This is a genomic window from Geodermatophilus sp. SYSU D00710 (assembly GCF_054050195.1).
This window is the reverse complement of record NZ_JBJGYX010000003.1, coordinates 55,533-73,286: the sequence shown is the minus strand read 5'-3', so window position 1 is coordinate 73,286 and position 17,754 is coordinate 55,533. Positions and strand designations below refer to the sequence as shown.

The 17,754-nt window shown below is 71.7% G+C and carries 17 protein-coding genes; 14 read left to right on the top strand and 3 right to left on the bottom strand.

From position 1 onward, the window contains the following. Nucleotides 1-130 precede the first annotated feature (130 nt). The 5 genes from ACI78U_RS02260 to ACI78U_RS02240 all read left to right on the top strand — a co-directional run bounded on the left by ACI78U_RS02260 (nucleotide 131) and on the right by ACI78U_RS02240 (nucleotide 5,433). Nucleotides 131-2,065 (top strand): hypothetical protein, encoded by a 1,935-nt coding sequence (locus ACI78U_RS02260; RefSeq protein WP_456873664.1) that lies wholly within the window; start codon nucleotides 131-133, stop codon nucleotides 2,063-2,065. Then, nucleotides 2,062-3,024, top strand: a complete 963-nt coding sequence (locus ACI78U_RS02255; RefSeq protein ID WP_456873663.1) for a hypothetical protein — start codon at nucleotides 2,062-2,064, stop codon at nucleotides 3,022-3,024. The genes ACI78U_RS02260 and ACI78U_RS02255 overlap by 4 nt, the downstream gene beginning before the upstream one ends. Continuing rightward, complete coding sequence (locus ACI78U_RS02250; RefSeq protein ID WP_456873662.1) at nucleotides 3,024-3,932, top strand: DUF6339 family protein; 909 nt, start codon at nucleotides 3,024-3,026, stop codon at nucleotides 3,930-3,932. Before ACI78U_RS02255 ends, ACI78U_RS02250 begins: the two co-directional genes overlap by 1 nt. Before the next feature lie 272 nt (nucleotides 3,933-4,204). Further along, complete coding sequence (locus tag ACI78U_RS02245; protein ID WP_456873661.1) at nucleotides 4,205-4,450, top strand: hypothetical protein; 246 nt, start codon at nucleotides 4,205-4,207, stop codon at nucleotides 4,448-4,450. A gap of 533 nt (nucleotides 4,451-4,983) precedes the next feature. Further along, the gene (locus ACI78U_RS02240) at nucleotides 4,984-5,433 is read left to right on the top strand and encodes a hypothetical protein (protein ID WP_456873660.1); all 450 of its coding nucleotides are present in this window, start codon (nucleotides 4,984-4,986) and stop codon (nucleotides 5,431-5,433) included. 359 nt (nucleotides 5,434-5,792) lie between these two features. On the opposite strand, the gene ACI78U_RS02235 is transcribed toward ACI78U_RS02240, so the two are convergent. Beyond that, nucleotides 5,793-7,484, bottom strand: a complete 1,692-nt coding sequence (locus ACI78U_RS02235; RefSeq protein ID WP_456873659.1) for a DUF262 domain-containing protein — start codon at nucleotides 7,482-7,484, stop codon at nucleotides 5,793-5,795. 248 nt (nucleotides 7,485-7,732) lie between these two features. Further along, complete coding sequence (locus ACI78U_RS02230) at nucleotides 7,733-8,629, bottom strand: GGDEF domain-containing protein (protein ID WP_456873658.1); 897 nt, start codon at nucleotides 8,627-8,629, stop codon at nucleotides 7,733-7,735. Between ACI78U_RS02230 and ACI78U_RS02225 the strand changes: the two genes are divergently transcribed. The 9 genes from ACI78U_RS02225 to ACI78U_RS02185 all read left to right on the top strand — a co-directional run bounded on the left by ACI78U_RS02225 (nucleotide 8,595) and on the right by ACI78U_RS02185 (nucleotide 16,784). Next, nucleotides 8,595-9,473 (top strand): NAD(P)H-dependent flavin oxidoreductase, encoded by an 879-nt coding sequence (locus ACI78U_RS02225; RefSeq protein ID WP_456873657.1) that lies wholly within the window; start codon nucleotides 8,595-8,597, stop codon nucleotides 9,471-9,473. The two genes, ACI78U_RS02230 and ACI78U_RS02225, sit on opposite strands and share 35 nt — an antisense overlap. Nucleotides 9,474-9,572: 99 nt before the next feature. Further along, a complete protein-coding gene (locus tag ACI78U_RS02220; protein ID WP_456873656.1) occupies nucleotides 9,573-9,827 on the top strand; it encodes a type II toxin-antitoxin system Phd/YefM family antitoxin in 255 nt (84 codons plus the stop codon). Continuing rightward, nucleotides 9,824-10,216: a PIN domain-containing protein gene (locus ACI78U_RS02215; protein WP_456873655.1), complete on the top strand. Its 393-nt coding sequence runs from the start codon at nucleotides 9,824-9,826 to the stop codon at nucleotides 10,214-10,216. Before ACI78U_RS02220 ends, ACI78U_RS02215 begins: the two co-directional genes overlap by 4 nt. A gap of 145 nt (nucleotides 10,217-10,361) precedes the next feature. Next, on the top strand, nucleotides 10,362-11,606 hold the full coding sequence (phaZ, locus tag ACI78U_RS02210) for a polyhydroxyalkanoate depolymerase (RefSeq protein ID WP_456873654.1): 1,245 nt from the start codon (nucleotides 10,362-10,364) through the stop codon (nucleotides 11,604-11,606). A gap of 79 nt (nucleotides 11,607-11,685) precedes the next feature. After that, nucleotides 11,686-13,230 carry an acyl-CoA synthetase gene (locus ACI78U_RS02205; RefSeq protein ID WP_456873653.1) on the top strand — a complete coding sequence of 515 codons (1,545 nt, stop codon included), beginning with the start codon at nucleotides 11,686-11,688 and terminating at the stop codon, nucleotides 13,228-13,230. Between the two features lie 68 nt (nucleotides 13,231-13,298). Further along, entirely contained in the window at nucleotides 13,299-14,159 is an 861-nt protein-coding gene (locus tag ACI78U_RS02200) for a hypothetical protein (RefSeq protein ID WP_456873652.1), read from the top strand. Between the two features lie 90 nt (nucleotides 14,160-14,249). Next, nucleotides 14,250-14,678 (top strand): DUF3237 domain-containing protein, encoded by a 429-nt coding sequence (locus tag ACI78U_RS02195; RefSeq protein WP_456873651.1) that lies wholly within the window; start codon nucleotides 14,250-14,252, stop codon nucleotides 14,676-14,678. A gap of 42 nt (nucleotides 14,679-14,720) precedes the next feature. After that, complete coding sequence (locus ACI78U_RS02190) at nucleotides 14,721-15,677, top strand: NAD(P)H-dependent flavin oxidoreductase (protein ID WP_456873650.1); 957 nt, start codon at nucleotides 14,721-14,723, stop codon at nucleotides 15,675-15,677. 483 nt (nucleotides 15,678-16,160) lie between these two features. Further along, on the top strand, nucleotides 16,161-16,784 hold the full coding sequence (locus ACI78U_RS02185) for a hypothetical protein (RefSeq protein WP_456873648.1): 624 nt from the start codon (nucleotides 16,161-16,163) through the stop codon (nucleotides 16,782-16,784). An 11-nt stretch (nucleotides 16,785-16,795) separates the two neighbouring features. On the opposite strand, the gene ACI78U_RS02180 is transcribed toward ACI78U_RS02185, so the two are convergent. Beyond that, nucleotides 16,796-17,695 carry a helix-turn-helix domain-containing protein gene (locus ACI78U_RS02180; protein WP_456873647.1) on the bottom strand — a complete coding sequence of 300 codons (900 nt, stop codon included), beginning with the start codon at nucleotides 17,693-17,695 and terminating at the stop codon, nucleotides 16,796-16,798. Nucleotides 17,696-17,754: the final 59 nt, after the last annotated feature.

Here is a 17,754-nt window from a genome sequence, read left to right as displayed (position 1 = left end):
CGCATCCTCAAGTCCGGCGGCACTCGTCGTGCTGTCCTGCGCTCCGACTGCAGTCAGGCCTGCGTCCCTCCGAAAGAGACCTCAGTCGAACCACCGCACTCCCTCGAGGAGTGCGTGAGAGGAGCCATGCATGAGCGCTTGCCAGTGGACCTGGGAGGAGCAGAGCAAGACCTACGGCAACTACGGCAACGCCAACCAGTGGACCGTCAACGCCGGGCTGACGTCCCTGGCTCGAGAGAGCTGCCAGAACTCCGCGGACGCGCGGGCCGGGCAGAGCGCGGACCTGGTGTACACGTTCATCACCTTGACCGGTGATGCCCGCCGCGACTTCGAGGTGGCCCTCGGCTGGGAGTCGGTCTTGCGCCCGCACCTCGAGGCCATGTCGGCAGGCGCGAGCGGAGCGGTCGCGGCGGGCCAGATCCGCGCCGGCCTCGAGGCCCTCGGGCAGTCCGACCGCCTCGTCCTCCTGCGCATCGACGACTACGGCTGCCGGGGTCTGACGGGACCTGAGTTCCCTGACAACGAAACCCCCGAGGAGGAGTACGGCAACTTCATCAAGCTCTGCCGCCTCGACCTGTTCAGCGGCAAGGACCAGGCTTCCGGTGGGTCCTTCGGCCTGGGCAAGGCCGTCTACTGGCGGTTCAGCGGCCTGCAGACCGTCCTGTTCAACAGCGTCCTCTCGGCTGAGGACGCTGTCGAAGGGAACCGGCTCAACCGCGTCTTCGGGGTCAACCAGGGCACCGTGCACCGAGTCGGCGGCAAGGCTTATCAGGGCCGCGGCTACTTCGGCGTGCCCGACGAGGACGACGCAGCGCGGAGCACCTGGAACGACGAGGACCTCGTGCGCCGCCTGCACCTGCACCGGGAGGACGATCGCCCAGGCACCTCGGCGCTGGTCCTGGCCTTCTACGACCCCGACAACCCGGTGACCGAGGACGAGACGCCGGAGAAGGTCGTGGAGCGACTCGCCCGCGGGCTCCGCGAGGGGATCGAGGAGAGCTTCTGGCCCTTGCTCACTCGCGGCGGCATGCGCGTCCGTATCCGCCATGTTGACAACGGCACGCTCAAGAGTGACACGCCCGTCGACCCGTCCGAGACGTACGCCGAGCTGGTCCGGGCCCTGAAGCGCTACGACGCGGGTGACGTCGACCAGGCCCTCGACAAGCCCTACGACGTCGTGGTCCGTCCCTTGCCGATCGACGTCTCACGCCGCCGCACCGGCGACCAGCACGACCGGTTCACGCACCAGGCTCGTCTGGTCGTGACGCTCTCGGACGACAACCGAGACGGGCTCGAGGACCGGGTCTGCCTGTTCAGGAAGCCCGAGATGGTCGTGCAGACGATCGACAAGCGCTACGAGGGCCGGCGGTACCACGCGTTCGTCGTCGCTGGTGCCGCGGTGACCCCGACCGCCCCGACTATGGATGACCGGCGAGCCGACGACTTCCTGCGCTTCGCCGAACCACCGGCGCACGACAGGTGGATCCCTGGCAGCGGGCGACAGCAGACTTCACAGGTCAACCTGACAGCCAACTACATAGCGCCATGGGTGCCGAACCTGATGGCGATCGACCGGCGGGTCCGCGAGGCCCTTGACGAGCTCTTCGACGTGATCCCGACCCCGGACGACAAGGGACCGCAGAGCGTCCTGAGGCACCTCCGCTTCCTGAAGAGCGACACGCCCGGCAGCGTCAGTGCGGGGGGCGCCCCGCGGAAGCCGGTGATCGAGATCGTCGACTGGAAGGTGCAGGACGGGAGCTGGCACGTCGAGGTCGAGGTTCAGGCCAAAAACCGCGACGACGGTTGGTCGCTCGAACCCTCGCTGGTCCTTGTCGGTCTGGACGGTGGACGGCAGACGGTGAAGTGGTCCGGGGACCTTGTCCCTGTCGACGGGTGCAGTACCGCCGGCGGACGCGTACTCATCCCCGCTCGACCCCGTGCCCGCAAGGTCACCGCTCGCTTCAAGGGGATTTCGAGCGCCGATCTCCCGATCCCGGCGGACATGTCCGTCGTAGACGTCCTGACCGGCCCCACCGGCCCCCTGCAGACGGAGGAGGGAGCATGACCGCTCGCTACCCCTGGCCCCAGTTCAGACGGCCGATGGCCATCACCGTCGCCGCGGTCAGGTTCGACGGGGTGCCGGCCGACGTCGTCGACGACGCTCTGCAGCGGGTCCACCTCGACGGGGTCGAGGCCGACTGGGAGCTGCTGGAGATCGACGTAGAGCTTGCTCCCGCGGAGCCACGGCCCTCCGACCTCGCACACGTCACATGCCACGCGTACGTGATGTTGTCGAGCGGGACGACGAACAGCCGCATCCCTGCCCTGCTCCGGCCGCTGGGGACCGATCACTGGCAGGGAAGGCTCCGGGCCCGGCGCGCGGAGCTGGGCGGCGTCATGACGCTGCAGGCGTACGTGACCGCGCCGGACGCGGATGACCGTCCTCTCCTCCGCGGCTCGTCCTCGCCCTGGTCGGTGGTCCTCGAGAAGGGCACTCCACCCGCAGCGCCGACGCGGACGCCCGTCACCACGAGGTGGGTCGACTTCGGTGCAATGGATGCGCCGCTCCTGTGCCGCACGTACTCGTCTGCGCCCTATGCCGTCGCGCTCGAGGGCTCTACCCCGGTCCTGTACCTGAACAGCGGCCAGAAGCACTTTCAGAAGTTGCTCCTCAACGAGTACGCGAAGGAAGAACGTCGTCGTCTTCGCGACACCTTCTCGACGATCATCGCCGCATCGGTGACCCGCACCCTCGTGCAAGCGGCGTTCGACGAGCTCGTCACCAACTCGGCCGGCGGCGAGGAGGCCGTCCCGCCGGAGGACCCGGTGCTCCGGCAGGCCTGCGGGGCAGTCGCGGACGTCATGCGCTCGGTGTCCGACGTACAGGACCTCTACACCCGCGTCCACCAGGCCCAGGGCTCGCTCGCCGATGTTCGGGCCGTGTGGTCCGAAGTCGAGCTCGCCATCGGTGAGCTCGTGTCACTCAACAAGAACATCGTCGCCTTCGCCGAGGAGGTCCGCTGATGGCCGAGACACTGCACCGGTTCACTCGAGAGCTCGACGGCTTCGAGCGAGAGCGCCTGGCGGAGGGCGGTGCGAGTTTCGACGCCCTCGAGGAAGTCGTCGAGCGTCACGGGCAGGCCATCCATGTCGACGTCCTCGACGGGCTCATGCGGCGCTTCCACGAGCTCGTCGACCAGCGCCGCTGGGCGTCGGCCGAAGAGTCCGACCGCTGGTTGGCCCCGCGATTGCACGCGGCACTTCGGCTCACCAGGTCCGAGGCCGGGGACCGCGGCCTGTGGCACTGGCTCGCCCTCCGATACCGGGGCTATGTGACCTACCGGTGGACGGGCGCCGAGGGGGTGGCACGCGAACGCTGGTTCGGCGCCATCAACAAGCAGGCTTTGGCCCGCCTTTGGTGGGGGGCGGAGCTCTTCCGCGACGGCGAGGACTACAGCCCGGTTGAGTTCCTGTTCATCCGCCAGGACATGCCAAACAGCTACCTCCACCGCCCGCTGGTCCGTTGCCGGCCGCTGGCGCTGGGGATGATCGACCAGCTCCAGGAGGTCGGCGGAGACGACCCCAAGGCGAGTCAGGTCAACGACCTGGCGCGGGTGCTCAACCTGACGACGGCGGGCATCCCGCCAGAGGCCGAGACAGGCTTTGTCCGTGACGACACGACCGCATACGAGCGCTGGCTGAGTGCGCCTGTGTCGACCGGCACCAACTGGGACGAGCGACCGATCGGCCCTCCTACCGGCAAACGCTCGGAGTCAACTCAGGCAGCCGGCCGCCGCATCGCGGCGCGGGGTTGGGCTCTCGCGCCGAGCGTCGCTGCAGCGGTCGGCGCGAAGGGATCCACCAAGCGGTCGTTCGGGCAAGCCTTGCGGGCCCGCTCTCGGCGCGGACGCAACCGAACGGAGCACAGCTGAAGGGCGCCACCCATCCATCCTGGGGATGGGAAGGTGTGCATCGACGGAGAACGGAGGCCCGGATGCTCCCGATCGAGGTGTCCCCGGAAGTACTGCTAGCGCTGCACCGCGCGGCGAGGTCGCCTGAGGAGTCGCCGGATGATGTCCTCCGCCGCCTACTGGATCTACGCCCGGCGACGCGACCTGACTCTTGGCCGCCGCCCCCTCCAGCCTCATCTGCAGTTGCTGTGACCGATCGGGGGTCTCGACACCCGCGGGACCTGACGCCGCAGATGGCATTCCGGCCCCACATCGTCGCCTCGCTGACCAGGCGTGGCGGCGAGGCGCACGTCTCTCATGTACTTGCCGACATCGAGACCACGATCGGGCACCTCCTGACCGAGGCCGATCGCGAGGTCGTCGACAAAGAAGAAATTGGCTGGGAGAACGCGGTGCGTTGGGAGCGCAAAGCCATGGCCGACGAGGTCCTGATCGACCGCTCAGCACCCAAGGGCTATTGGCGGCTCATGACTCGGTAGCGGCGTCCGTTCTCACTTCCGGAGCGGCGCCGCGGCATCAGTCCTGCCGCCGTGGTGCCCGCATCCACCACCGAGAGGGCGTCCGGTGCAGATGAGATTGCTGTCAACGACGCCCCAAGGTTGCCCCCTCCCAGCGATAGGATCAGTTTTCAGGCGCCGTCGACAGCAGGCAGCCCTCAACAGGACATGGACAGAAGCCGAGACGCTGCAGTTCGAGGTGGGCACCTCTGCGTAGGAAATATCATCGAGGACTGAGCCAACCGGGCACACCCTCACAGGGATCCAGTCGCAAACACCCCCCTCCCCCAGTTCCTGGATGGCTGCAAAATCCGCGGCCGTTCCGCTGGTGCACGCGTTTTGCGTGTTCGATCCGAGGCCTCGGCCATGCGTGTGCGGCTCCCGGGATCCCCACCGCGGATGAAGACCCATTCCGGATGAAAACCGGCCGCTTCGCCTGAAGTGGATGGTCCGTCACGCCGATGGGCTTCCGACGACCGGCGTGGGTGTCTCCCACTCGGCACTATGGAGGACAGTTGGATCGCCAGCACAGGATCGATGCGGTGCTCGCGCGTCGACGGAGCCACGCGCTGACCCTGCAGTCGGTGGTCGAGCGCGGTCTCGACATGCGTCGAGCTCTTGCGGACCTGGACGGCGAGGCGACGCGCCTCGCCCACCTGGACGGACATGCGATCGGCGATGCGGTGGGCGCGGTACGCCGAGCCGTCAGCCAGGCGCTGAACCACCTCGACGCCGAGCTGGCCGAGTGCCAGGGGCTCACCACACGGATGAGCCGACCGACGCTCACTGTGGGCGCCGTAGGACTCGCGCGCATGGGAAAGAGCCGCTTCCTGCAAAGCCTCACCGGACTGACCGCGCGCGAGATCCCTGACAGTTCCGGCGGCTTCTGCACCGGCGTCACCAGCCTCATCCGACCCGGCACCAGGGTCGAGGCCAGCGTCACCTTTCACTCCGACAGCAGCTAGCAGCGGTGGGACGCCGTCGTCATCGACGAGTCTGTCGCCGACCATGCGGAACCCCTCGGTGACCCAGCGGTCAGGAGCACTGTCCAGCCTCTGCCGTGCAGCACCCGCGGTCCTAACGCCGTCAGTCCCTGGCGCCCCGGCTGTCGGGGTTCATGAACGGAGCAAGGAGGGATGACTGAACTCCTGAGCAGGTGGAGCATCCGGGGAACGGGTCGGCCTTGAGCCACCACGAACACGCGACATCATATGGCGGCACGGAGATCGGGGTCTTGCCGAAGAGAGGGCTGCACAGCTCGGCGGATCACCTCTCGCGTCGCCGACCGAAGGGCGGCGGCTCCTTCAGTCTCTGCACACCGCACTCAGGCAAAGAGGGATGGCGCCGCTCCCAAGTCCCACTCTTCGACGAGCGTCTGGAGGAGCTCCTCCTGACGCTTCTCGAGAACACCAGGCGTCCAGGTGTCGTGAGCCAGAACGCCGATCGTCAGAGCAAAAGCGGCGACTCCGCTCTTGCCGGTGAAGTACTTGTCCTTCTTGGTCCCGAAGTCGAAGTTCTGCGCGGCCGCGTTCTTCGCTCGGTTGAGGAGCACCAGGTTTCCGAGACGATGCGTCCAAGCGGACCGCTCCTCCTCCGTGAAGTCCTCCAACCACTCGGACCCCTTGGCCGGGTTCTGCGGGAGCACGTGCTCCACAGTGACGATCTTGTGCTCGTAAGAAACGCCCGGCACGTTGGCGAGCTTCTCGTCCAGACGTAGCAGCACGTACTTGCGCACCGCCGTCACCAGGTAGATGTCTCCCTGCAGCCGGCGGATGGTCTCCGCCCGCTCCTGCTCGGTCAGCTCGAACGCCGGCGCGTCGAGCCCCTCCTGACCGAGCTGTTTGAGCAGATCGGAATACCGCTGAGCGCGTGGCGTCGCGTAGACCCGCCGCACGAGCATGCTGGCGGCCAGCCGCTCGAGCTGTCGCAGGAAAGCGTCCAGCCACTCCGGGTCGTCGCCGTGATGGCGCAGAGCCCAGAGCGCCGGGGGACGCCAGTCGCTGTTGTCGATCTGCGCGAGTCGCCTGAACCAGCGGTTGACGTTGCCCGCTCCCTCACTCGCCGTGTAGGACTGGTCCCGCATCTGCTGGTATGCGCTCGCGTAGGGCAGAAGTACGTCGTCGACGAACTCAGCCGCCTTGCCCTTGAACCGCGAGAGCACCTGCTCAGGGAACTCCTTGAGCAACTCCCTACGGGCCCGCTCCTGGGAAAACACCATCCTGAGATGCAGAAAGAGGTCGGCGAAGTCGTCACGCCCCAGCGACTCCTCCGCGTTCTCCCACTTCGTCGCGTAATCGCTAGAGACCTCGTCAGGCAGCTCTCCGATGATCAGCGACTTGAAGATGTCGGCCGGCGACAAGTCAAGGCCTCTGGCGTTCATGACGCTGAAGATGCGGTGCGCACTGTCGAGGTCTGGCGTGCTGACCACAACCAGGAACGTCCGCTCACTCAACATGCCGACCAACGCCAACCGGCGGTCCTCGGACCAGTCGGCGAGGCGCTGGCGGAACACCCTCGCATTTGCCTGGACCGCCCTCTGCGCGTCCGTCGACATGGCATCCGTCTTCACTTGCAGCAGGGACGCGATGGCACCCGAGGTCTGAACGTTCGTCTTGAAGAAGGCAGCGTCTCTAGCCCGCAGGGCGAGTCGCGGTTTCGGCGCCAGGTTCCGGATCTTGTTCCCCGGCTCGACCAGCATGGTGTCGAGGTCCCGCTTCAGGTCCTCGTCACCGGTCAGGTCGCGGAGGACCGCGAGGAGGATGGTGAGCGTCGTGAGTCGCTGCTGCCCGTCAATGACCTCTGCATCTGAGGACTCCCGACGCTTCACCAGCACGACTGAGCCGAGGAAGTACGGCTCGTCGTCGCCGCGATCCAGTGCCTCTACGAGGTCCTCAAGCAGCTGTGCGGCCTGCTCGACCTGCCACGCGTACGGGCGCTGGTAGTCAGGGATCCGAAAGTCGTAGTCACTGCTGAAGATCTTGTGCAGTGGAACTTCGTGCGCCTCGAGCTGCTGCATGAGGTCGAGTCTGCGGGATGCGAGTCCGTCCGTTCCGCCTTAAGGACGATTGCGCGTGTCGTACCGGCCGGGATTGCTACGACTGATGCGCCTCCCTGCTCAGTGACCTCATCTGTTCAGTGGGGCACGCCGGTGGAACTTGAGCGCACTCAAAGGAGACGATCCGTCGTTGAACGTCTTGACCATCGTCCGGGAGCGACCTTCGCAGCAACGCAACCCCGTAGGGCAGTGAGCGGGATACCTACTCCCTACGCCGGCAGGTCCTCGTCCCCGACCATGTGCAGGACGCCGCGGCCGCGGTCCTTGGCGCCGTACATCGCCCAGTCCGCTAGCAACAGGACCTCGTCGAGCGTCGTCCCGGGTGCGGCCATCGCCAGCCCGATGGAGGCCGACACCCGCACGGTCCGCCGTCCCACCTCGACCTCGTCCACGAGCACGGCAGCCAGCCCGTGCCCGATGGCCTCTGCCGCATCGGCGTCCACGCCTGGCAGGACCGCCACGAACTCGTCCCCACCCAGCCGGCCGACCACCGCCCCGGGCAGCTCCTTCGACACGTACTGACGCATCCGGCCCGCCAGCCGGACGAGCAGCTGGTCCCCCACCGCGTGCCCGCCGCGGTCGTTGACCTCCTTGAACCGGTCGACGTCCACGAACAGCACCGCTCCCCCGACGGCCAGCGCCGCGCGGCCGGTGTCGAGCAGGTGGCTGCGGTTGGCCAGCCCGGTCAGCGGGTCCTGCCGCGCCGACCGCAGCAGCGCCTGCTTCCACCCGTCGGCCTTGGTCGCCACCGCGGTCAGCCGGTCCACCGTCTCCTGCAGCCGCCGCGACTGCTCGTCATCGGCCTCGGGAGCGAGCGACGCCGTCGACGACGCCAGCGTGTCCAGCACCGTCTCCAGCGGCAGCCCGGCCGCCACCGCCTCCAGCGTCCGACCCTGCGCGGCCAGCAGGTCGCCGTCCCACCGGTGCGCGGCCACCTGCCGCCGCAGCGACAGCACGCTGCGCACCGGCCGGACCTGGTTCTCAAGCAGTTCCTGCTCGGCCACCGAGAACGCGTGCGGCTCGTCGTCGAAGACGCTTGACGGCGCCCGCCGGCGGCGGGACCGTCCGGCCGTGCGGACGCGCTTCACCGAGCTGGGCGGCTGCACGGTGCCGGTCCAGCAGGCGCCGATGGGACCGGTGTCCCCACCTGACCTCGCCGTGGCGGTCGCCGACGCCGGCGGCGTCGGCACCGTCACCGCGCTCGGCACCCCGCCGGAGGCCCTGCTGCGCCGGCTGGACGGGATGCGCGAGCGGACCCAGGGGGCGCTGGCGGTCAATGTCCTCACCACGGACGTCGACGACGACCTGCTCGCCGACCTCGCCCGGAGAGTGCGGCTGGTCGACTTCTTCTGGCGCGACCCGTCCCCCCGGCTGGTCGAGGTCGCCCACGACGCCGGCGCGCTCGTGAACTGGCAGTTCGGGTCGCTCGCCGAGGCGCGCGCCGCGGTGGACGCCGGCTGCGACCTGATCACCGTGCAGGGCGTCGAGGCCGGCGGCCACGTCCGCGGGCGCGAGCCGCTGCTCCCCCTCCTGCGCGCAGTGCTCGACGCCGTCGACGTCCCCGTCCTCGCCGCCGGCGGCATCGCCGACGGGCGAGCCTTGGCCGAGGTGATCGCAGCGGGGGCCGACGGCGCCCGCATCGGCACGCGGTTCATCGCGACGACGGAGTCCGGCGCCCACCCGGCGTACAAGCAGGCCGTCGTCGACGCCACCGGCGACTACACCGAGATCACCGGCGCCTTCGCCACCGCCTGCCCGCTGTACGCCACCAGCGCCCGGGCGCGCGTGCTGAGCAGCGCCGTCGAGCGGCGCGCCGAGCTGGACGACGACGTCATCGCCCGAGTGAGCAGCGGCCGGGCGCCCGTGTGGTGCAGGTCGGGGCTCCCGCCGGTGGCCGGCGCCGTGGGCCACGTCGACGCCATGTACGCGGGCGCCGCGTCGGCACGGTGACCGTTATCCAGCCGTTCGCCGAGGTCGTCGCAAGCTGGTCGCGCATCTCGAGCGGCATGACATCGCCACTGCTGCTACGGATGGCCTACAGTCGTAGCCGTGCGGGTGGCATCCAGGGAGTTGCGCAACGACACCGCCGGCGTCCTCCGCCGGGTGGCCGCGGGCGAGGTCGTGCAGGTGACGGTCAACGGCGAGCCGGTCGCCGAGCTCGGTCCGATCCAGGACCAGCGGTCCCACTGGACGCCGAAGGCGGTCTTCGTCGCCCGGCTGGCGCGGTCGCAGGCCGATCCGGCACTCCGGGAGGAGCTGGAGGCGCTCACCGGGGACACCGGCGAGCTCGGGCCCATCCGGTGAGCCGCGGACTGCTCGACACCAGCGTCTTCATCGCCCAGGAGAGCCGGGAGCTGGACGTCTCGGCGCTGCCGGACGAGGTCGCCGTCTCCGTGGTCACCTACGCCGAGCTGCGCGCCGGCGTCCTCGCCGCCACGGACGTGTCCGTGCGGTCGCGCCGGCTGTCCACCCTGCAGACCGTGGCCGACCTCCACCCCCTCCCCGTCGACACGGCCGTGGCCGACGAGTGGGCCCGGTTGCGGCTCCTCCTCGCCGCGGCGGGACGGCGGATCAACGTCAACGACACCTGGATCGCCGCGACCGCGTTGGCACACGAAGTGCCGGTGATCACCCAGGACGCCGACTACACCGCACTGGCCGAGATCAGCGACCTCCGCGTCATCTCCGTCTGACCCGGCTCCCACCCCGTGTGGCCGGTGGGGCGCACGGGGCGCCGGTGCCGCCGACACGGTGATCACCGCGCCACTGTCCCCGGTTGCGGTTACGTTTCCGCAGGGTGACGCACGTCACTCAGCCGACCCCGGGACAGGCAGGCCGATGCTCTACACCGCCTACGAGCTCAACCGTCGCGCCGGAGCGCCGATGGTCGCGGCGACCGGGCTGACCGCCCGGGCCCTGCACGCCCTGCCGGGCCCACTGGCGAAGAACCCCGCCGTCCGGCACGCGCGGGCAGCCTGCGAGATCCTCGCCAAGGCCCGCCCCACCCACGACCGGCCGGCCTACGGCATCACCACCGTGCGGGTCGCCGGCCGCGACGCCGACGTCGTCGAGCGGCCCACCATGACGACCCCGTTCGGCACCCTGCTGCACTTCGCCAAGCCGGACATACACGGCCAGCCGCGCGTGCTCGTCGTCGGCCCGATGTCCGGCCACTTCACCACGCTCATCCGGCCGACCATCCGCACGCTGCTGGCCGACCACGACGTGCACGTCATGGACTGGCACAACGCCCGCGACATCCCGGTCGAGCACGGCCGCTTCGGCCTCGACGAGTACATCGAGCACGTGGTGCTGGCGTTGAAAACCCTCGGCCCCGGCGCCCACGTCGTCGCCGTCTGCCAGCCCGCCGTCCCCGTGCTGGCCGCCGTCGCGCTGCTCGCCGCCGACGACGACCCCGCCCAGCCGGCCAGCCTCACCCTCATGGCCGGCCCGATCGACACCCGGGTCAACCCGAACCGGGTCAACACCGCCGCCGCGACCAAGCCGATCGAGTGGTTCGAGCGCCGGCTCATCGACACCGTCCCGCGCCGGTACGCGGGCGCGGGCCGGCGGGTCTACCCCGGCGTCGTCCAGCTCGCGGCCTTCATGTCGATGAACCCCCGTCGGCACCTCGGCGCGCACGCGCGGATGTACCGCGACCTCGTGGCCGGCAACGCGGCGGCCGCCGCGGCCACCCAGGCGTTCTACGAGGAGTACGGCGCGGTCATGGACGTCCCCGCCGAGTTCTACCTGGAGACGGTCGACCGCATCTTCATGCGCCACCTGCTCGCCACCGGACGCCTCACCTGGCGGGGCCGGCCCGTCGACCCCGGTGCCATCCGGCGGACCGCGCTGCTCACCGTCGAGGGCGCCAACGACGACATCTGCTCCCCCGGCCAGACCGAGGCCGCCCACGCGCTGTGCACCGGCATCCCGGCGGAGCGTAAGCGCCACCACCTGCAGCACGGCGTCGGCCACTACGGCGTCTTCAGCGGCTCCCGCTGGGAGAGCGAGGTCTACCCCGTCCTCCAGGGCTTCATCGCGTCGGCCCGCGACCGGGAGCGGACGGCCGCCCTGAGCTGAGAGGGCCGTCCGCCTCTGTCGCCGCGGACGCCGCCGGCACCACCATCCGGTCCCTCACCAGGATCGGGAGGTCGCCGCCGTGTACGTCACCCAGGGTCTGCACCGCCACGTCCAGCAGCGCCCGGAGACGGTCGCCACCGTCTGCGCCGGCCGCACCCGCACCTACGCCGAGACCGTCGACCGGATCGCCCGGCTCGCGGCCGCCCTCCAGGGGCTCGGCATCCGGGACGGCGAGCGCGCGGCGATCCTGTCGCTGAACTCCGACCGCTACCACGAGTTCCTCGGCGCGACGCTGTGGGCCGGCGGCGTGCTCGTCCCGGTCAACATCCGGTGGAGCGTCCCCGAGATCGCCGAGTCCCTCGTCGAGGTCGACGCCCGGGTGCTCGTCGTCGACGACCTCTTCGCCGGGTACGTCGAGGGCATCCGGACCGCCCACCCGGGGCTGCGCGACGTCGTCCACGCCGGCGACGGCCCCACCCCCGACGGCATGCTCGCCTTCGAGCAGCTCGTCGGCGCCGCCGAGCCGGTCGAGGACGCCCGCCGCGGCGGCGACCAGCTCGCCGGCGTCTTCTACACCGGCGGCACCACCGGCCGGTCCAAGGGCGTCATGCTCAGCCACGACAACCTGCTGACGTCGTCCATGGGGTTCCTCGCGGCCGTGCCCTCACCGACGGACCGGGTCTACCTGCACGCCCCGCCGATGTTCCACCTCGCCGACTTCTCCGCCTGGGTCACCGGCGGGATCCTGGGCGGCACCCAGGTGATGATCCCGGTGTTCGACCCGGTCGCGGTCATGACCGCCGTCCAGGAGCACCAGGTCACCGACGTCCTGCTGGTGCCCACGATGATCCAGCTGACGGTCGACTCCCCGCGGATCGGCGAGTTCGACCTGAGCAGCGTCCGGCGGGTGCTCTACGGCGCCTCCCCCATGTCCGACGCCCTGCTGGGCCGCGCGATGAAGGCCTTCCCCAACGCCTCCTTCATCCAGGCCTACGGCATGACCGAGCTCGCGCCCGTCGCCACCCTGCTGACCGCCGAGGACCACGAGGACCCGGTGCACCGGCGCTCGGTCGGCCGCGCCGCCCCGATCGCCGAGGTGCGCGTCGTCGGCCCGGACGACGTCGAGCTGCCCCGCCGCGAGGTCGGCGAGATCGTCGTCCGCGGCGGCAACGTGATGCTCGGCTACTGGAACCGGCCCGAGGAGACCGCCGACGCGCTGCGCGGAGGCTGGATGCACACCGGCGACGCCGGCTGGATGGACGACGAGGGCTACCTGTACCTCACCGACCGCCTCAAGGACATGATCATCTCCGGCGGGGAGAACGTGTACTCGGTCGAGGTGGAGAACGTCCTCGCCCAGCACCCGGCGGTGGCCACCTGCGCGGTCATCGGCGTCCCCGACGAGACCTGGGGCGAGCGCGTGCACGCCGTCGTCGTCCCGGCGGCCGGCGCGACGGTGACCCTCGAGGAGCTGCACGACTTCACCGCCGAGCGCATCGCCGGCTACAAGGTGCCGCGGTCGCTGGAGCTCGTCGACGCGCTGCCGCTGTCGGCCGCCGGCAAGGTGCTCAAGCGCGAGCTGCGCAAGCCGTACTGGGCCGGGCAGGACCGCGCCGTGCACTGACGACGGCGGCGCTGGCCGTCCTGCTCGCGGCCGGCTGCGCCGACGCCGCTCCCCCACGGTTCGGGTCGGTGGTGGCCACCGTGGACGTCGACGCCGCGGTCGGCGCCGAGGTCGTGGTCCACGACCTGGCGACGGGTCCCGACGGGACCGCGGCCCTCGTCGGGAACTCCTCGCGCGGCTGGCTGGTTGCCGCCCCGGGTGGCGAGACGACCCCCGTCCACCCGGGCAGCGAGCTGGTGTTCGCCGACGACGGCTTGCCGCTCGTCGTCGGCCATGCGCCGGCGCTGGGCGGGCCGCCGGACGCCGCCGTCCTCGACGGCGACGTCCTCTTCCTCGCCCGGGACACCCGGCTGGCCGCCGTCGACCCCGGCACCGGCGCCGTCCGGGCCACCGCCACCGCGCCCGGCCCGGTCACCCACCTGGCCTTGTTGCCCGACGGCGGCCTCGCCGCGCTGGTCCGCACGGACGGCGTCGCGCTCCTCCGGCTCACCCCGGACCTGCGCCCGGACGGCCATCCGATCGTGGCCGTGCCCACCGGCCCGGCCACGGCGCTGGAGGTGACCGCGGACGGCACCGCCGTCGTCGCCGCCTACGTCAACGAGGCGCAGGACGCCGGGCAGCTGGTCACCGTCGCCGACGGCCGGGTGCGGACCGTCGCCGAGCTGGAGGGCACCGACGACACCGCGCTCGACGTCGCCGTCGTCAGCGGCTCCGCCTACCTGGCGCTGTCCGCCTCGTACCACCCGGCGGAGCTGACGGCGGTCGACCTGGCCCCCGACGAGGTCACCGGCGTGGTGACCCTGTGCGGCGGCGCCGCGGCCTTCGGAGCCCTCGCACCGAGCGCCGACGGCGGCACGCTCACCGTCGTCGGCTCGTGCATCGACGCCGACCCTCCGCGGACCACCGCCCTCGTCCTCGGCCGGCCGTGACGCAATACCGGCCAACGAGACCGCGGGGCCCCGGAACGCGGCGTCCGGGTCGCAGTACCGTCGCCGCCTCGGCGAGGTCAGGGGGACGACATGGCGATCGAGCTGGTGCCGCTCTGCACGATGCGGGTGCAGCTGAAGCCGCCCATCGAGGTCGGGGCGGGGCCGGCCGGAACGCGGCTGATCTTCGAGGCCGAGAGCGCGAAGTTCGACGGGGACCGGTTCAGCGGGGAGATGGAGGGATCGGCGTCCGGCGACTGGCTGCTCCTCGGACCCGACGGCACGGGGATGCTCGACGTCCGCGCGACCTTCCGCACGCACGACGGTGCACTGGTCTTCGCCCAGTACCACGGCAGGCTGGACGCGTCGGACGGCATGGACCTGCCGAAGACGATCTACGTCACGCCGCGCTTCGAGACCGGCGACGAGCGCTACGCCTGGCTCAACCGGATCCAGGCGGCCGGCAAGGGCGTCGTCCACGAGGACCTCGTGCTCGACTACGAGTGGTACGAGCTGCGGTAGCGACCCGTGGCCGGCGTCCTCCCCCGGCGGGACCGTCCGGGCGTGCGGACGCGCTTCACCGAGCTGGTCGGCTGCACCGTCCCGGTCCAGCAGGCGCCGTTGGGCGCGGTCTCCTCGCCGGACCTCGCGGTGGCGGTCGCCGACGCCGGTGGGGTCGGCACGATCGCCTCGATCGGTCTCCCGCCCGACGTGCTGCTCCGCCGCCTGGACCAGATGCGGGGACGCACCTCCGGCGTGCTGTCCGCCAACGTGGTCAGCGGCGACCTCGACGACGGGCTGCTGACCGACGTCGCCGAGCGGGTGCGGCTGGTCGACTTCTACTGGTTCGACCCCGCGCCGCACGTGGTCGAAGTGGTGCACCGGGCCGGGGCGCTCGCGGGCTGGCAGGTCGGGTCGCTCGCCGAGGCGCGCGCCGCGGTGGACGCCGGGTGCGACGTCGTCACGGTGCAGGGGGTCGAGGCCGGCGGCCACGTCCGCGGATCCACGCCGCTGCGGCCCCTGCTGCGGGAGGTGCTCGACACGGTCGACGTCCCGGTCCTCGCCGCCGGGGGCATCACCGACGGGCGCTCCTTCGCGGAGGTCATGGCGGCGGGCGCGGCCGGTGCCCGGATCGGCACCCTGTTCGTCGCGACCGACGAGTCCGGCGCGCACCCGGCGTACAAGCAGTCGCTCGTCGACGCCACCGGCGACTGCACGGAGATCACCGGCGCGTTCGTCACCGACTGCCCGATGTGCGCCACCGGCGGGCGGCCCCGGGTGCTGCGCGCCTCGGTCGAGCGGCTCGCCGAGCTGGACGACGACGTCGTCGGCACCCTGGGCCGGTCGCGGACCGCGGTGCCGCGCGGGTCGGGTCTGCCGCCCGTGGCCGGCGTCGAGGGCCACGTCGCCGCCATGCCCATGTACGCGGGCGCCGGGGTCGGCGCGGTGACCGGCATCCGGCCGGCGGCCGCGGTCGTCGCCGAGCTGGCGGCCGCGCTGGGGCGGCGTCAGCCCGTGTAGTCGGAGGTCCCCGGCGTCGTCAGGTGCCGGTGCGCGCGGCCGGCACTCCGGGCCAGCCGGGCCCCGGCCGGAAGGTGCCGCGCCGCGACGGCGCCCGGTCGGCTCCCCCACCGGCGACGACCCGCAACGGCGCCGTGTGCGGCCGCTTCGGACGGGGCGGCAGGTTGTCGCGGCACCACCGCTCGCAGTCGGCCAGCAGGTTCCTTGTGGACGGCGCGCGGAGCGGCCTACCGGATGACGTGCCGGACAACGCTGCGGACTCCCTGGTCGAGGACGACGATCGCGGGCCTCGCTCCGGCACGGGGTGCGCAGGGGAAGCGAGGACGAAGAACTCACGCTAGGCCACGGCGCACGTCCGACCGCGGCACCGGCTCCCTCGGCGCGCCCCGGTCCGCAGCGCTGGCCTCCCCCGGGCGGGACGGGCATTGTGGGCCGCGCGGCGATGCCGCAGGGGCGTCCCGTCAGATCGCGAGGAGCGGCGGCATGCACGCACGGTCGACCAGCATCAGGGGCAACCCCGCCCACCTCGACGCCGGCATCGGCTACGTGCGCGACGAGGTGCTGCCGGCGTCCGAGCGGGCCGAGGGCTGCGTCGGCCTCTCGCTGCTCGCCGACCGGGACGCCGGCCGCTGCATCGTCGCCACCGCCTGGCAGGACGAGCGGGCCATGCGGGCGACCGCCGCGGAGGACCGCACCGTCCAGCACCGCCTGCTGCACACCCTCGGCGGCGAGCACGCCGACGTCCAGGAGTGGGAGATCGCCGTCCTCCACCGGGACCGCCCGGCCGGGGACGGCGCCGGCGCGCAGGTCACCTGGGCCCGCATCGCGCCGAACCACCTCGACGACCTGCTCGACGCCTACCGGGACAACCTGCTGCCCAAGCTCCGGGACCTCCCCGGGTTCTGCAGCGTCAGCATGCTGGTCGACCGGCGCGCCGGCCGGACGGTCAGCGTCACCAGCTTCGAGAACCGCGACGCCGCCGGGCTGGTCCGCCGGCACGCCCGCTCCCTGCGCGAGCAGTTCGCCCGGGCCATGGGCGCCAAGATCGTCGACGTCGCCGAGATGGACCTCGTCCTCGCCCACCTGCGGGTCCCCGAGACCGTCTGACCGTCCTCGGGTCAGGCCGACCCACGGCGGACGTCGTCCGGCGTGCACCCGAACGCCGACCGGAAGCCGCGGCCGAACGTCGCCGGGTCGCCGAAGCCCCACCCGTGCGCGACCGCGGCGACGGTGACCGCGGTCCCGCGCCGGGCCAGTTCCCGCCGCGCGCCCTCGAGCCGCAGCCGGCGCACGTACCCGGCCGGCGTCGTGCCCCGGGCGGCGCACAGCCCGTAGAGCGCGCGCACCGACACGTAGGCCCCGGCCGCGATCGTCGCCGGGGACAGTGACGGCTCGCGCAGGTGCGCGGCGACGTGGGCGGTGACCCGCGCCCACGCCGGGTCGTCGTCCACCGGGGTCAGCGCCCCGGCCAGCAGGTCGACCAGCGCCTCGGCCACCGGCTGCCCCAGGCGCCCGTCGAGGCCGCCGGCGCCGGCCAGCGTCGCCCCGACCAGGGAGGTGAGCAGCCCGGCGGCCGTCGGGTCGAGCAGGCCGCCGGGTGCGGCGGGCAGCCGGGACGACGGCACCATCAGCGTCCACTTGTGGAGCCGCCCCGGCACCCGGAAGCGCACCGGCTGGTCGGCCCGCCACAGCAGCGCCGACCCCGGACGGACGACGACCTGCGCGCCGCCCACCTCGACGAACTCGAGCCCCTCGCGGACGAAGAGGACGCCCACCAGGTCGGCGTCGCTCGCCGCCAGCTGGGCCCGCCCGCGCGACCCCGTGCAGGGACCGCACCGGCAGTCGACCAGCGCGAGGTCGCCGACGCGGTACCGGGTGAGCTCGACCGGGCCGGGGGCCCCCGGGCCCGATCGCAGCGACCACGGCAGGTGGGTGGCGTCGACCGCCTGCCGGAAGGCGTCGTCCCGCTCGCCGCGGGGCAGGTCGGCGAGGGTCCAGCGCTCGGCGGTCAGCGTCATGGGCACCTCCCGCCGCGCAGCCAACTCCGGGTCCGGTTCGGCGGCAAGGTCTGCAGGCA

Excerpts from the sequence above, each read along its gene's own strand:
- ACI78U_RS02260 (WP_456873664.1), top strand. The coding sequence starts at position 131 with ATGAGCGCTTGCCAGTGGACCTGGGAGGAGCAGAGCAAGACCTACGGC.
- ACI78U_RS02255 (WP_456873663.1), top strand. The coding sequence starts at position 2,062 with ATGACCGCTCGCTACCCCTGGCCCCAGTTCAGACGGCCGATGGCCATC.
- ACI78U_RS02250 (WP_456873662.1), top strand. The coding sequence starts at position 3,024 with ATGGCCGAGACACTGCACCGGTTCACTCGAGAGCTCGACGGCTTCGAG.
- ACI78U_RS02245 (WP_456873661.1), top strand. The coding sequence starts at position 4,205 with ATGGCATTCCGGCCCCACATCGTCGCCTCGCTGACCAGGCGTGGCGGC.
- ACI78U_RS02235 (WP_456873659.1), bottom strand. The coding sequence starts at position 7,484 with ATGCAGCAGCTCGAGGCGCACGAAGTTCCACTGCACAAGATCTTCAGC.
- phaZ (WP_456873654.1), top strand. The coding sequence starts at position 10,362 with ATGCTCTACACCGCCTACGAGCTCAACCGTCGCGCCGGAGCGCCGATG.
- ACI78U_RS02195 (WP_456873651.1), top strand. The coding sequence starts at position 14,250 with ATGGCGATCGAGCTGGTGCCGCTCTGCACGATGCGGGTGCAGCTGAAG.
- ACI78U_RS02185 (WP_456873648.1), top strand. The coding sequence starts at position 16,161 with ATGCACGCACGGTCGACCAGCATCAGGGGCAACCCCGCCCACCTCGAC.
- ACI78U_RS02180 (WP_456873647.1), bottom strand. The coding sequence starts at position 17,695 with ATGACGCTGACCGCCGAGCGCTGGACCCTCGCCGACCTGCCCCGCGGC.